Origin of the sequence: Mesorhizobium caraganae, assembly GCF_016836705.1 — a bacterium.
Lineage (GTDB): Bacteria > Pseudomonadota > Alphaproteobacteria > Rhizobiales > Rhizobiaceae > Mesorhizobium > Mesorhizobium caraganae.
Genome location: NZ_JAFCGY010000046.1, coordinates 1 through 12,649, shown reverse-complemented (window position 1 = coordinate 12,649; position 12,649 = coordinate 1). Strand labels below are relative to the sequence as shown.

Sequence of the window (12,649 nt, the reverse complement as noted above, 5' to 3'; positions counted from 1 at the left end):
TTGTCCCATCATATCCGCATCGCGGCGAGGGATTCTTAATGACCGTCAGCACCATCCTCATCATTGTTTTGATCCTGATCCTGATCGGCGCCGTGCCGGCCTGGCCACACTCGCGCTCCTGGGGCTACGGTCCCTCAGGGATCGCCGGCGTCGTCCTGGTGGTGCTGTTGATCCTGGTGTTGATCGGTAGGATTTGAACGGACGGCATCGCGGTAGCGGATGGTGCTCCCCCTTTAGGAATGGCTCTCCCCATTGCCGGGCGACCGGACGGGATCCCGTGGTCACGCGTGAAGCACCCGCCACGCGCCCCCTTTGCCGGGCAGCTCCCTTGCGTATACGCTGCCCGCACGACAATCATCGAGGGAACCATCGAGGTGAACGCTGACACCGCCAGCCCAAGCCCGCCAAGGCCGCTCGCCGAGATCGCCAGCTATCACGCCCATATCTACTATGACGGGCAGGCCGAGCGGCAGCATGCCGAATGGCTGCGCCTGCGCATCGGCGAACGTTTCCGCGTGCGCCTCGGCAATTGGCGCGACGAGCCGGTCGGCCCGCACGAGCAGGCCATGTACCAGGTCTCCTTCGCCACCGAGATTTTCGCTACCCTGGTCCCGTGGCTGATGTTGAACCATGGCGGCTTAAGCATCCTCATCCACCCCAACACCACCAACCCCAAGCGCGACCATCTGGTCGACCCGATCTGGATCGGTCGCCCGCTTGGGGTGCATGGCGAGGTTCTTGGCGAGGAGGATGAGGCGGAAGAGGCGCTGGAGGTGAATACCGAGCCGACGCTGGGGGCTTAGGGGGTACGAGCCGAAGTTGGCGGCGCTCGCTCCGGGACTGCAGTACGGTCAAGCCGTCGGTGCCACGCCGCGCCGCTCGAGCGCGGTCTTGCGGATGATTTCCGCGATCTCCGGGCTGCTGCTGCACAGCATCTGGAAATCCACCGCGTGCAGCGACAGGAGGGAGACCGCCGTTGCGGCGCTGACGGTCGCCATACGCGGTTCGCCGCTGATCAGCGCCATCTCGCCGAAGAAGGCGCCAGGGCCAAGCTCCACCGGCTTCGGCGTCGCGACGGTGACGCGCCCCTCCACGACGAAGAACATTCGATCACCGGGCTCGCCAACGCGGCAGATCACGGCGCCCGCCGGCACCGTGCGAGGTCTTAACGCGGCCACGATCTCGACCAGCACGGCCGGGCCGAGCTTCTGAAACAACGGCACGCCGGCGACCAATTGCCAATTGCGGACAAATTCCCCGCGACGAACTTCCTGATAGAAGCCCGTGGCAAGAATGCCGGCCCAGAGCGCGAAGATGCCGATGCCGCTCATCATGACCGCCCCGGCTAGGACGCGGCCGGCGAAGCTTTGCGGAATTTCGTCGCCATAGCCGGTGGTGGACAGCGTGACTACCGCCCACCACATTGACTGGGGGATGCTGCCGAACTTTTCCGGTTGGATGTCGCGCTCGATGACATAGCCCGCGAGCGCGACACCGAACAGAACGACGCCGAACAGCGTGGTGACACCGATCAGGTTGCGCGCTTCGTTGGCCAGCACCCTGCCCAGCACCGGGAAGAAGGTCGAGTCGCGCAGCGGTTTCAGCAGCCAGACAGCACAGTAGAGGCTCCAGTCGGGCGTGCGGATGAACAGAAATGCGGCGAGTGGAACCAGGACCGCGAGCACATCGATGGCGATTGCCGGCGTCCTGTCCTGAAGGTCTCCCGCCCGGCGCTTGAGCAGCGTCGCGACCATCTGCACGAGATAGGCGCCCCAAATGACAGCGAGCAGGGCAACCAGAGCCAGCCTGCTTCGTCCCGAAATGTTCGGTGTCGTGAGCGCAGCCACCGCCAGGAGCCCGGGCGCAGCCAGCGCCGCGTTCAGCGGCGCGTAAATTCTCAGGAATGGCAGTACCGACATTTTATGCCCACGAGCGGCGATTACCCTGCAGATTAGGATGGCTTCAAGGCAAGCGCAAAGGTGCCTGCTGCGGCTGCGATGCGCATCACCGACGCTGTGATAAAATCCACACCGGAACCGTGCTAGGATGGCTGTCGCACGCGATCTGTCGTGCTTCAAATAGGCCAGGAACGATTGTCATGCTCAATCCGATTTCCATCATGGCCGACCGGCTCGGCGACCATCTGTCGGAACTCTATCTGCAGTATTTCTCGCATCGCAATTCGGAGTATGCGGCCTACATAGGCGGCGCGGCCCGCCTTGTCCTGGAGCGCATCGGCAATTCGAACGCCCTCTATCACAACATCGAGCACACGCTGATGGTGACGCTCGCCGGCCAGCAGATCATCCGCGGCCGGCTGCTTTCGGAATCCCTGACCCCCGATGACTGGCTGCATTACACCTGCGCACTGCTGGTCCACGACATTGGCATGGTGCACGGCATATGCCCGGGCGACAGCGACGACAGCTTCGTCATCAACGAGGCCGGCGAGCGCCATACGCCACCGCGCGGCGCTTCCGACGCGGTGCTCGCGCCTTATCATATCGAGCGCGCCAAGATCTATGCGCGCCAACGCTTTGGGTCCTCGAAGTTCATCGACGAGGAGCGCATTGTCGCGGCGATCGAGATGACGCGCTTTCCGGTACCAAGCGATCCGGCCTACCAGGCCACCAACACCGAGCCGGCGCTGGTCAGGGCCGCGGATCTGATCGGCCAACTCGCTGATCCCTTCTACCACCGCAAGCTGCCGGCCCTGTTTGCCGAGTTCTCCGAGACCGGGATGGCGGAAAAGCTCGGCTGCAAGACCGCCGCCGATCTTGGCGCCATTTTCAGCGATTTCTTCACGTTGAAGGTCGAGCCCTATATTGGCGACGCGATCCGCTATCTGGAGCTGACGACCGAAGGCAAGCAGTGGGTCGCCAACCTCCACAGCAACCTCTTCCAATCCGGGCATCGTCCGGCCAGGATCGGGCCGTTCCCCGGCGTGTTGCAGCCGGCGAGCCTTTCAGTGGTGACTTAAGCGCCGGGGTTGTTTGCTTTCCGCCGGTTCCGGCTGGCAGAACGCCGGCGCCGAGGTGCCCCGATTCCCGGCGCTCAATTGGCACGACAAACAGCTCGGCCCGCATGAGCAGGCCATGGGCCAGGTCTCCTTCGCGACCATTGCGGATTGTCATACTGGTTCCCAGAAGCGGACGCCATAATTCCTTCGAATTGTCCGAGAGCCTCGGGCAGAGGCGCTTGATAGACGTCAGACCCGTTTCTCCCACGTGATGATCTGTGTTGGTGCCGGGGTGTGGGCCGATGCAACGCCGAAAGCGGTGCTTCCACGCGGTTCAATTCAGAACTGTCACCGGCTTTATCTGTATCTGATCTGCTGATACATAACCCGTGTGACGAGTGCGGGCCATATGTCGAATGAAATCATGGTTGTCGATCCGCTTGAGCGGCTCGACTTGTTGAAGAGCCTTGCGAGCGAGGTCCGGGTCCGGATTCTCGATCTGCTGCACCGCAAGGGGCCGAAAAACGTCAATCAGGTGGCCGAAGAACTGGGTCTTCCGCAATCGACAATTTCCGCAAACATCCAGGTTCTTGTCGATGTCGGTCTGATCGAGACGAAATCACAGAAGGCGCGCAAGGGAAGCCAGAAGGTCTGCTATTCGACCTTCTCCGAGTTGGTTGTCGTCTTTAAGGACCGCACCCCGGCGCAGGATCTCGGCGTCATAGAAGTGGCGATGCCGCTTGGACTCTACACAAGATGCGAAGTTTCCGCCCCCTGCGGCCTGTGTTCAAAGGACGGCGTCATCGGACTTCTCGATGTGCCCGACACCTTCCTCGATCCTGACCGTATGCGGGCTGGGCTGCTGTGGTTCACGCGCGGCTTCGTCGAATACCAGTTTCCCAACAATGCGACGCTTGCCAATGCCAAAGTCGGCGGGTTGGAGCTGGCGATGGAGCTTTCGTCCGAGGTGCCGGGCACTTCGAAGGATTGGCCATCGGACATCACGGTCGCGATTAACGGACACGAGATAGATACCTGGACGGCGCCGGCCGACTATGGCGACAAGCGCGGCAAGCATACGCCCGGCTGGTGGAAGCTAGCCGGATCGCAGTATGGCGACCTCGTACACTGGCGCGTCACGAATAACGGCACCTATCGCGGCGATGACAAGGTTTCCAAATGCTCGCTGGCTGATCTGGAACTCGAGCGGCACCGCTCGATCCGGATACGAATCGGCGTGAAGGAAGATGCGCGTCACCCAGGCGGCATAAACATCTTCGGCAGCGGCTTCGGCAATTACAGCAACGACATCGTTCTGCGCCTGCTCAAGGCTTGAGAGCATACTGGACCCTTGACGGGCGGATGAACTCCGCCCTTAACTGACCCACGACCCGGATACAAACCGGAAAGTCGGATTGATAGTCCGCAGTGGGAGGGATCATGAAAGCCAGAGTCACGGCGAACGCGGCCTACGCCGTCGCGGATATCGACAAACGTCTTTACGGTTCGTTTCTCGAGCATCTTGGCCGGGCGGTCTATACGGGCATCTATGAGCCCGGACATCCGCAAGCGGACGCAGAGGGGATGCGCAAGGACGTGATCGAGTTGGTGCGTGCGCTCGACACTCCGATCTGCCGTTACCCGGGTGGCAACTTCGTGTCCGCCTACAATTGGGAAGACGGCATAGGCCCAAAGGAGAACCGCCCGCGGCGCCTCGATCTTGCGTGGCGCACCACGGAGCCGAACCTGGTTGGAATCCACGAATTCGCCGACTGGGCCGAAAAAGCCGGCACCGAGATGATGCTTGCGGTCAATCTCGGTTCCCGCGGCCTCGACGAGGCGCGGGCCTTCGTTGAATATGTCAACCACCCGGGCGGCAGCTACTGGTCCGACCTGAGGGCCAAGAATGGACGCACGCAGCCCTGGAACTGCCGCCTCTGGTGTCTCGGCAATGAAATGGATGGTCCCTGGCAGGTCGGCCACAAGTCGGCGAGCGAGTACGGCCATCTCGCCAACGAGACCGCCAAGGCGCTGCGCGGCCTCGACCCGACAGTGGAACTGGTCGTCTGCGGCTCGTCGCATTCCAATATGCCGACCTATCCGCAGTGGGAAGCAACAGTGTTGGAGGCGACCTACGAGCAGGTCGATTACATCTCTCTCCACATGTATTTCGAGAATTACGAGAAGAATACGGCCGAATATTTGGCTCTTCCAGCCAAGCTCGACCGCTACATCGGTACGGTCGCGGGCATCATCGACTACGTGAAGGCCAAGACCCGCTCGAAGCGGGACGTGAAAATCTCCTTCGACGAGTGGAACGTCTGGTACCATCAGCGCAAGCTGGACGCCGAGCGTATGCGCGCCTGGGACTGGCCGGAAGCGCCCAGGCTTTTGGAAGACATCTACAATTTCGAGGACGTGCTGCAGGTCGGCTGCATCATCAACACCTTTATCCGACGGTCGAATATTGTTCGCATCGCCTGCATTGCGCAGCTGGTGAACGTGATCGCGCCGATCATGACCGATCCCGGCGGCAGCGCCTGGCGGCAGACGATCTACTGGCCCTTCATGCTGGCCTCCAAGCATGGCCGCGGCACCGCGCTGCAGCTCGCGGTCGAGGTGCCTACCTATGACGCGGCCGCGGCCGACAAGGTGCCATGGCTCGACATTGCAGGCGTGCATGATTCGAACGCCGGCACGCTGACCTTCTTCGCAATCAACCGGCATGGATCCGAGACGATAGAGGCAGACGTCGCCCTCGAGCGGTTCGCCGCCAAGTCCATCGAGCATACGATCATTCGTCATGACGATCTCGAGGCCTGCAACACCAAGGACGCGCCCGACAACGTATCACCGGTCAAAGGCAACGGGGCTGCGCTCAGCAGCAAGGGAATGACGTTGAACTTGCCGCCGCACTCTTACTCGATGGTGCGTGTGAGACTCTGAGTTAATATCCGACTATCAGATATATACCGTAAAATCCGTTGCAGGGGGTTTGGTTTGGTGTAGCATTGAAACGTTCAAGGCGGATCTAACCGCCGTACTCGGGAGGAAGCTGAGATGAACTTTCGCAGGATAATGGCCATAGCGGTGGTTGCGGCCGGAGGATTTTGGGCCGTCGCGGCCCAGGCTGAAGAAACCGTCATATGGTGGGATTTCCTCGGCGGCGGTGACGGTGTGCGCATGAAGCAGATGATCACCGACTTCAACACCGCCCACGCCGGCAAGATCAAGATCGACGCCACGACGCTGGAGTGGGGCACGCCCTTCTACGCGAAGGTGCAGACTTCGGCCGCGGTCGGTGAGGCGGCAGACGTCATGACCTATCATGCCAGCCGCATCCCCCTGGCGGTGAGCCAGGACATTCTCGAAGAAATCACCGCCGACGACATGAGCAAGATGGGCCTCTCGGCCTCGGATTTTGCCCAGACGACGATGGACGCAGTGACCGTCGACGGCAAGCAATACGCAGTGCCGCTCGATACCCATCCAATCGTCCTGTACTACAATCGCGACCTTCTGAAGAAGGCAGGCGTGCTCGGCGGCGACGGCCGTCCCGTGGGCATGGGCAACAAGGAGGAATTCACCGCGACACTGCAGAAGTTGAAGGACGCCGGCGTCGAGTTCCCGCTGGGCAGCGTCACCGCCGACGGCAACTTCATGTACCGCACCATTTACTCGCTGGTGTGCCAGCAAGGTGGCGAGCTTCTGACGGGCAACGAGTTCCTCGCCGGCGACAACGCCGAAAAGCTGGCGAAAGCGTTAGCGGTTCTGCAAGGGTGGACGAAAGCTGGGCTGCAGTCGACCTATACGGACTATCCCGCAACCGTCGCCCTATTCACCTCGGGCAAGGCCGCAATGATGATCAACGGCGTCTGGGAAGTTCCTACGATGACCGACCTCGCCAAGCAAGGCAAGCTGTTCGACTGGGGCGCCGTCGAGATCCCGGTGATCTTCGACAAGCCATGCACCTATGCGGACAGCCACTCGTTCGCGATCCCGAAGAACAAGGGCAAGGAGATCACCCCTGAAAAGCGTGCCGTCGTTCTCGAGGTGATCTCATGGATGGACAAGCACTCGCTTTTCTGGGCCACGGCAGGCCATATCCCGGCCTACAGGCCAGTCACCGAGACGGCGGAATACAAGGCAATGGAGCCCAATGCGACCTACTCGACGTTGACGGCCAACATGATCTTCGATCCGAAGTCGCCCAAGGCTGGTGTCGCCGGGCCGATCTTCGACATCATGTCCAATTATTTCGTGCCGACCCTCAATGGAGAGATGGACCCGGGCGAGGCGGTGAAATCCATCAAGGAAGAGCTGAACAGCATGTAGGGCTCAAAGGCTGGGACCGCCCCGCCCAGGACGGTCCCAGCCATATTTGAGGAAGAGCCATGCTTCGCAACTCCCGAACTGAATGTCTTGTCGCGCTGGTGCTGGTCGCTCCCTTCCTTGCGATCTACTTGCTGGCGTTCGTCTATCCGACGGTTCAGATGTTTCGCATCTCCTTCACCGATGCGCCGCTGATCGGCGAGGGTCGGTGGGTTGGTCTCGACAACTACCTGCGGCTCGACAACGACCCGATGTTCCGGCGCGCGGTCTGGAACACCGCTTACTTCGTGCTGATGACGGTCGTCCCGGGAACACTCATCGCCCTGCTGATCGCGCTTGGCGTGTCACGCCTCAAGGGCCGGTTCCAGGCGACCGTGCTGGCGCTGTTCTTCCTGCCCTATATCCTGCCGGTGTCCGTGGTCTATTTGATCTGGGACTGGACGCTGAATTTCCAGTTCGGGATTGCGATGCATGTGCTGGACTGGCTGGAAATCCCGCGCGTACCGGTCTTTAAGTCGCGCGCCTGGTTCCTGCCGGCGGTGGCCGGGGTGACGATCTGGTGGACCGCGGGTTTCTCGATCCTCCTCTTCCTCGCCGGACTACGGTCCATACCAGTGGAGATCTACGAAGCCGCGGCGCTCGACAACTCGACGCGATGGACCACGTTCCGGCGTATCACCTGGCCACTGCTTTGGCCGATCACCTCGCTGGTATTGACCATCCAACTTATCCTGCAGCTCAAGATCTTCGACCAGGTCTATCTGTTCTCGATCGGCGGCCGGCCGAACGACAATATGGTGCTCGTCTACTACGTCTTCCAGAAGGCCTTCCAGCAGAACCAGGGAGGCAGGGCCGCGGCTGTCGCCGTCACCCTCTTCGTGCTTGTGGTCGTCGTCTCGGTCCTGCAATTCCAACTGCTCCGGCTCGCCGAAAGGCGGCGCCGATGAACGCCATGGCTGCGCAGCGCTGGAACTTTTGGGGCGGGATGATCACGGCACTGACGCTCGTCTGGGCCATCCTATGGGCATTCCCGCTTTATTGGGGTGTGATCTCATCGCTCAAACCGGACGACGAAGTCGTCCGGCCTTACATCGAGCTCTGGCCGGAGACGCCGACGCTGGAGAACTATATTTCCGCCGTGACCACCACACAGATCGGCACCTGGTACATCAATTCGGTGGCGGTCGCGGTCGGCGTAACGGTCATCACCATCTTCATCTCGATGCTGTGCGGCTACGCGATCTCCCAGTTGCGGTTCCCGGGGCGGATCGCGCTATGGTGGCTGATCCTCGCCTCCTTCATGGTGCCAATTTCGGCGCTGATCATCAATCATTTCGTGCTGGTCGCCAACCTTGGCCTGCTCAACAGCTGGGCTGGAATCATGTTGCCGCAGCTCATCCATCCCGTCATCATCATCGTGTACAAGCAATTCTTCGATCAGGTCCCGAAGGACTTCCGTGAGGCCGCGGTCATGGACAATGCGTCTGAATTCGGGATCCTCTTCAAAATCTACGTGCCGATGAACTGGGGGGTAACGACGGCGCTGTCGATCGTCTGCTTCATCTGGACGTGGAATGCGTTCTTGTGGCCGTTCCTCTCTGTGACCCGCACCGAGATGATGACGATCACCGTCGGCATCACGCAGGTCAATGACGCCTTCGGCGTCTACTACGCGCGCCAGCTGTCGGCAGCTGTACTGGCCGGCCTTCCCGTGGCACTGGCCTACCTCTTCTTCCAACGCCGAGTAACCGAAGCGATAACGCTCTCGGCAGGCATCAAGGGCTAGCCGCGGCCCGCAAGCGAAGCGCAATGCCAGGGGCACCCCGGTCGGCGGATTCAGGCCCGGTCAGCGCGCGTGCCAGGTCGATCCGTCCGCGGCGAAAAGATGGAGGGCGGCGGTGTCGAACTTCAGCCGAACGGCGTCGCCCGGTTTGACGCTCGAGAGCCCGCGATCCTGTGCTGTAACCTGCGTCCCATCCGCGAGCCGCGCATAGACGAGCGTTCGCTCGCCAAGGCGCTCGACAACCGTGGCCGTGGCGGATGTATCACTGCCCTCGGAGACGACAGTCAGCGATTCCGGCCGCACTCCCAGTTCGCGCCAATCCATGTTGACCGGCGCGCCGGGAAGGTCGACGAGCGATCCATCCGTCAAGCGCGCCTTGAGCCTGTCGCCTGAGCCTGAAACCGTAACAGGTAGAATGTTCATCGCTGGAGACCCGACGAAGGTCGCGACGAATCGCGATGCCGGACGTGCATAGACCTCGTCGGGTCTTCCCATCTGCTCTATCCGGCAATCGTTGAGGATCACAATACGGTCGGCGAGGGTCATTGCTTCCACCTGGTCGTGGGTGACGTAGATCATCGTCGACTTCAAACGCTGATGCAGTTCGGCAAGCTCGACGCGTGTACGAGCTCGAAGCGCCGCGTCCAGATTGGAGAGTGGCTCGTCGAACAGGAATGCCTTGGGCTCCTTGACGATCGCACGCCCGATGGCCACGCGCTGGCGCTGCCCGCCGGAGAGCTGCGACGGCCGCCGGTGGAGCAACGCTTCGATCTCCAGGATACGCGCAGCCTCAGCGATCCGTTGGCGTATAACATCCGGCGCGACCCGAATGTTCCTCAGCCCAAAGGCCATGTTCTCCGCGACTGTCATATGTGGGTAGAGCGCATAGTTCTGGAAGACCATCGCAACGTTGCGCCTGCCCGGCGCCAGGTTCTCCGAGCGCACCCCGTCGATCGTCAGCGTGCCCTCGTCAATGCTTTCGAGACCGGCGATCATCCGGAGCAGCGTCGTTTTGCCAGAACCGGACGGGCCGAGAAACACGACCAGCTCTCCTGGCTCAATGTCCAGGCTAACCTCGCGGATCACTTCGACTGCGCCAAAGTGCTTTGATACGCCCGACAGCGCGATTCCCGTCATGCCTGCGATCCTTCTTTCCTCCATAATTTCGGATAAATACCCGATGTCAAGGAACGCGGGAGCTACGGCACAAGGTTTCCAAGCTATCTTGCCAAAAGCCGACCGTCTGCAGTCGGTCCCATTCACCCGAGCACGCGTGGTGCTCCCGGCACGAAGGTGCCGGGAGCGGTATCGTCACTTCACGAGTGCGGCCTTCTCAATCACCGCGGCGACTTCCTTCGCGTGGACGACGAGGGAGGCATGGCTGCCGGCGACCTCCGTCGTCTCAGCCTTCATCCTGTCGGCGAAGATCTTCTGGACCTCGGGTGCGATGACCTTGTCCTTCGTGCTGATCACATAGAACGTCGGCTTATCGTGCCAGGCTGCCGTGTCGACGGGAGCCTCGAACGCCGTGTGGTTCAACGGCAGCTGATGGTTTGCCAGGGATTCGGCGATCTCCGGCGGAAGGTCAGCCGCGACTGCCGAAGGAAACACTTTGGGGTCGATGTAGAGGTTGCCCTTTTCGTCGGGATGAATCGCAGCAGCACCTTCGGTTGCCGGACCGCTCTTGGATAAGGCCGCCAGAGATTCTCCCACGTCGGGCGCGAATGCCGAGACGTAGACGAGCGCCGAGACGTTTGGTTCGTCACCTGCTTGCGTGATGACCACACCGCCCCAGGAATGGCCAACGAGAACCGTCTTGCCCTTCTGTTTCGCCAGCGCCTGTTTGGTGGCATCGACGTCCGCTGCAAGCGAGGTGAGCGGGTTTTCGACCAGCGTTACGTTGTAGCCCTTCTTGGTGAGGATATCGGCAACCGGCTGCCAACTCGTCTGGTCGACGAAAGCGCCATGGACGAGCACGATATTGTGCGCCGCCCCCTTGGGCAGTTGCGCCGATTGGGCGGGGGCGGCAAATGTTGCTCCGGCCATGAGGACAGCGGCGACTGAGAGTAGAAGATTTCGCATTCATTGCTCCTGTTGGGATGACGGACGACGGGGGTCCGGGGAGGCAGGCGTGTCGGCAAAAGTCGCGGGTTTTCCCATCCGCCGTTTGCGTGATGGTTTGCCGCGCGACCCGTTGGCTCGACTTGCGACCAAGTAGTACGTGGAGCATTTGGACGTTAGGCCTCAATCGTCCGAATATTGTGTCGGACCGTCCGCAGTACTAACATCGGCAGGATGGACATCCTCGGCCAAGTGCTCGACCGCGTCCGCCTCGGTGGAACCCTGCTGTTCCACTTCGAGCTCGGCCATCCATGGAATCTGGCATTGCCGGCGCGCCCCTACGCCCTGTTCCATTATCTCAGCCGGGGCTCAGCCACCCTCGCGCTCGACCAGGGACGGGAACTCCACATGAGCGCGGGCGACTTTGTCGTCATCACACGTGGCGAGCCTCACGTGATTTATTCGGATCGCCGGACGAAGCCGCTACCGATTCCGGACCTCGATCGACTGCCCGGACGTCTTGGCGTCGTTCGTCATGGCGGCAACGCGGAGCCGTTCTCGACGATGATCTGCGGCAATTTCACTGTGGAGCGGCCCTCGCGCGGCAGCGTGTTGGAATTGCTGCCGCCCCTGCTTCTCCTGAGGCCGACGGAAGACGGCGGATGGCTCGAGGCTATACTGCAACGCATGGTCAGCGAGTCGGCGCTTGCGCGCCCCGGCCAGGACGTCGCCCTCTCACGGCTGACGGAAGTGCTCTTCGTCGAGGTGCTGCGAAGCTGGATCAAGTCTCTTGCATCAGGAGAAGGCGGGTGGCTGGGGGCGATGGCGGACCCGCACATAGGACCGGCGCTGCAGTTGATCCACGAACGACCGGATCAACCCTGGACCCTTACCGACCTGGGGCAGCGCGTGGGGCTCGGTCGCTCGGCGTTTTCAGCGCGCTTCACCAAGCTCGTCGGCCAGTCCATGTACCGCTATCTGATTGCACGGCGGATGTCGGAGGCCGCGTTTCTGCTCGAAACAAGCGACGAGGGGATTGCACGGATCGCGACCCGCGTCGGTTACGAGACCGTGGCCGCGTTTTCGAAACTGTTCCATCGACATCATGGCCTGTCGCCCGGCCGTTATCGAGCAGCTCGCCGGTCTGACGGTGGCCGAAGGCAAGGGGGCGTTCTGGAAGCAGAAGTCGCGGACTGACCTCGACCAAGCTGGCTTCTGGAAGGTCTGGCGATGGGCGGCGGGGGGCTCCGGCAGGATGAGGCGGAAGAGGCGCTGGAGGTGGATACGGAGCCGACGCTTGGGGGTGTAGAGGCCTCGGCAAAGTGCGCCGTTCGGCCTCATAGTAGCATTCGCCCTGCAATTCAGGTCAGGCAGGTACGGCCGGCCACTTTGCGCCTCATGCACGAACCCGCTTCGCGGGAGGGGCGCCTCGTTCTGAGATGGCGCGACAGGTATTGGTCTTGAGCGGGTAGAAGCTGCGATCCGACCATGGAGTTCCTTCAACGAGAGGAACT

12 protein-coding genes are annotated in these 12,649 nt (G+C 61.5%); 9 read left to right on the top strand and 3 right to left on the bottom strand.

What is annotated here, in order from left to right; genetic code table 11:
• The first annotated feature begins 38 nt into the window (after positions 1 to 38).
• Both JQK88_RS33100 and JQK88_RS33095 read left to right on the top strand, forming a co-directional pair.
• Positions 39 to 197, top strand: a complete 159-nt coding sequence (locus JQK88_RS33100) for a DUF3309 family protein (protein WP_192247578.1) — start codon at positions 39 to 41, stop codon at positions 195 to 197.
• A 177-nt stretch (positions 198 to 374) separates the two neighbouring features.
• Positions 375 to 803, top strand: coding sequence for a DOPA 4,5-dioxygenase family protein (locus tag JQK88_RS33095; protein ID WP_192247581.1), 429 nt, complete (start codon positions 375 to 377; stop codon positions 801 to 803).
• Between the two features lie 48 nt (positions 804 to 851).
• On the opposite strand, the gene JQK88_RS33090 is transcribed toward JQK88_RS33095, so the two are convergent.
• Positions 852 to 1,919 (bottom strand): cyclic nucleotide-gated potassium channel, encoded by a 1,068-nt coding sequence (locus JQK88_RS33090; RefSeq protein WP_203280768.1) that lies wholly within the window; start codon positions 1,917 to 1,919, stop codon positions 852 to 854.
• A 179-nt stretch (positions 1,920 to 2,098) separates the two neighbouring features.
• Here JQK88_RS33090 and JQK88_RS33085 point away from each other — a divergent pair, with 179 nt between their 5' ends.
• From JQK88_RS33085 to JQK88_RS33060, 6 genes are all read left to right on the top strand, one after another.
• Positions 2,099 to 2,980 carry a metal-dependent phosphohydrolase gene (locus JQK88_RS33085; protein ID WP_192247584.1) on the top strand — a complete coding sequence of 294 codons (882 nt, stop codon included), beginning with the start codon at positions 2,099 to 2,101 and terminating at the stop codon, positions 2,978 to 2,980.
• A 388-nt stretch (positions 2,981 to 3,368) separates the two neighbouring features.
• The gene (locus JQK88_RS33080; RefSeq protein ID WP_192247587.1) at positions 3,369 to 4,295 is read left to right on the top strand and encodes an ArsR/SmtB family transcription factor; all 927 of its coding nucleotides are present in this window, start codon (positions 3,369 to 3,371) and stop codon (positions 4,293 to 4,295) included.
• A 104-nt stretch (positions 4,296 to 4,399) separates the two neighbouring features.
• Positions 4,400 to 5,905 carry an arabinosylfuranosidase ArfA gene (gene arfA, locus JQK88_RS33075; RefSeq protein ID WP_203280755.1) on the top strand — a complete coding sequence of 502 codons (1,506 nt, stop codon included), beginning with the start codon at positions 4,400 to 4,402 and terminating at the stop codon, positions 5,903 to 5,905.
• Positions 5,906 to 6,019: 114 nt separating this feature from the next.
• Positions 6,020 to 7,294, top strand: a complete 1,275-nt coding sequence (locus JQK88_RS33070) for an extracellular solute-binding protein (protein ID WP_203280754.1) — start codon at positions 6,020 to 6,022, stop codon at positions 7,292 to 7,294.
• A 59-nt stretch (positions 7,295 to 7,353) separates the two neighbouring features.
• Positions 7,354 to 8,238 carry a carbohydrate ABC transporter permease gene (locus JQK88_RS33065; protein ID WP_203280753.1) on the top strand — a complete coding sequence of 295 codons (885 nt, stop codon included), beginning with the start codon at positions 7,354 to 7,356 and terminating at the stop codon, positions 8,236 to 8,238.
• A complete protein-coding gene (locus tag JQK88_RS33060) occupies positions 8,235 to 9,077 on the top strand; it encodes a carbohydrate ABC transporter permease (protein WP_203280752.1) in 843 nt (280 codons plus the stop codon). Before JQK88_RS33065 ends, JQK88_RS33060 begins: the two co-directional genes overlap by 4 nt.
• A gap of 60 nt (positions 9,078 to 9,137) precedes the next feature.
• Here the strand turns inward: JQK88_RS33060 and JQK88_RS33055 are convergent, their stop codons facing one another.
• Positions 9,138 to 10,211, bottom strand: a complete 1,074-nt coding sequence (locus JQK88_RS33055; RefSeq protein WP_192247598.1) for an ABC transporter ATP-binding protein — start codon at positions 10,209 to 10,211, stop codon at positions 9,138 to 9,140.
• Positions 10,212 to 10,385: 174 nt separating this feature from the next.
• Positions 10,386 to 11,156, bottom strand: a complete 771-nt coding sequence (locus JQK88_RS33050) for an alpha/beta fold hydrolase (RefSeq protein ID WP_192247601.1) — start codon at positions 11,154 to 11,156, stop codon at positions 10,386 to 10,388.
• Positions 11,157 to 11,369: 213 nt separating this feature from the next.
• Between JQK88_RS33050 and JQK88_RS33045 the strand changes: the two genes are divergently transcribed.
• The gene (locus tag JQK88_RS33045) at positions 11,370 to 12,332 is read left to right on the top strand and encodes an AraC family transcriptional regulator (protein ID WP_192247604.1); all 963 of its coding nucleotides are present in this window, start codon (positions 11,370 to 11,372) and stop codon (positions 12,330 to 12,332) included.
• Positions 12,333 to 12,649: the final 317 nt, after the last annotated feature.

What these genes read in the sequence shown, in the direction of transcription:
- JQK88_RS33100 (WP_192247578.1), top strand. Translation starts at nt 39, where the DNA reads ATGACCGTCAGCACCATCCTCATCATTGTTTTGATCCTGATCCTGATC.
- JQK88_RS33090 (WP_203280768.1), bottom strand. Translation starts at nt 1,919, where the DNA reads ATGTCGGTACTGCCATTCCTGAGAATTTACGCGCCGCTGAACGCGGCG.
- JQK88_RS33085 (WP_192247584.1), top strand. Translation starts at nt 2,099, where the DNA reads ATGCTCAATCCGATTTCCATCATGGCCGACCGGCTCGGCGACCATCTG.
- JQK88_RS33080 (WP_192247587.1), top strand. Translation starts at nt 3,369, where the DNA reads ATGTCGAATGAAATCATGGTTGTCGATCCGCTTGAGCGGCTCGACTTG.
- arfA (WP_203280755.1), top strand. Translation starts at nt 4,400, where the DNA reads ATGAAAGCCAGAGTCACGGCGAACGCGGCCTACGCCGTCGCGGATATC.
- JQK88_RS33070 (WP_203280754.1), top strand. Translation starts at nt 6,020, where the DNA reads ATGAACTTTCGCAGGATAATGGCCATAGCGGTGGTTGCGGCCGGAGGA.
- JQK88_RS33065 (WP_203280753.1), top strand. Translation starts at nt 7,354, where the DNA reads ATGCTTCGCAACTCCCGAACTGAATGTCTTGTCGCGCTGGTGCTGGTC.
- JQK88_RS33060 (WP_203280752.1), top strand. Translation starts at nt 8,235, where the DNA reads ATGAACGCCATGGCTGCGCAGCGCTGGAACTTTTGGGGCGGGATGATC.
- JQK88_RS33055 (WP_192247598.1), bottom strand. Translation starts at nt 10,211, where the DNA reads ATGACGGGAATCGCGCTGTCGGGCGTATCAAAGCACTTTGGCGCAGTC.
- JQK88_RS33050 (WP_192247601.1), bottom strand. Translation starts at nt 11,156, where the DNA reads ATGCGAAATCTTCTACTCTCAGTCGCCGCTGTCCTCATGGCCGGAGCA.
- JQK88_RS33045 (WP_192247604.1), top strand. Translation starts at nt 11,370, where the DNA reads ATGGACATCCTCGGCCAAGTGCTCGACCGCGTCCGCCTCGGTGGAACC.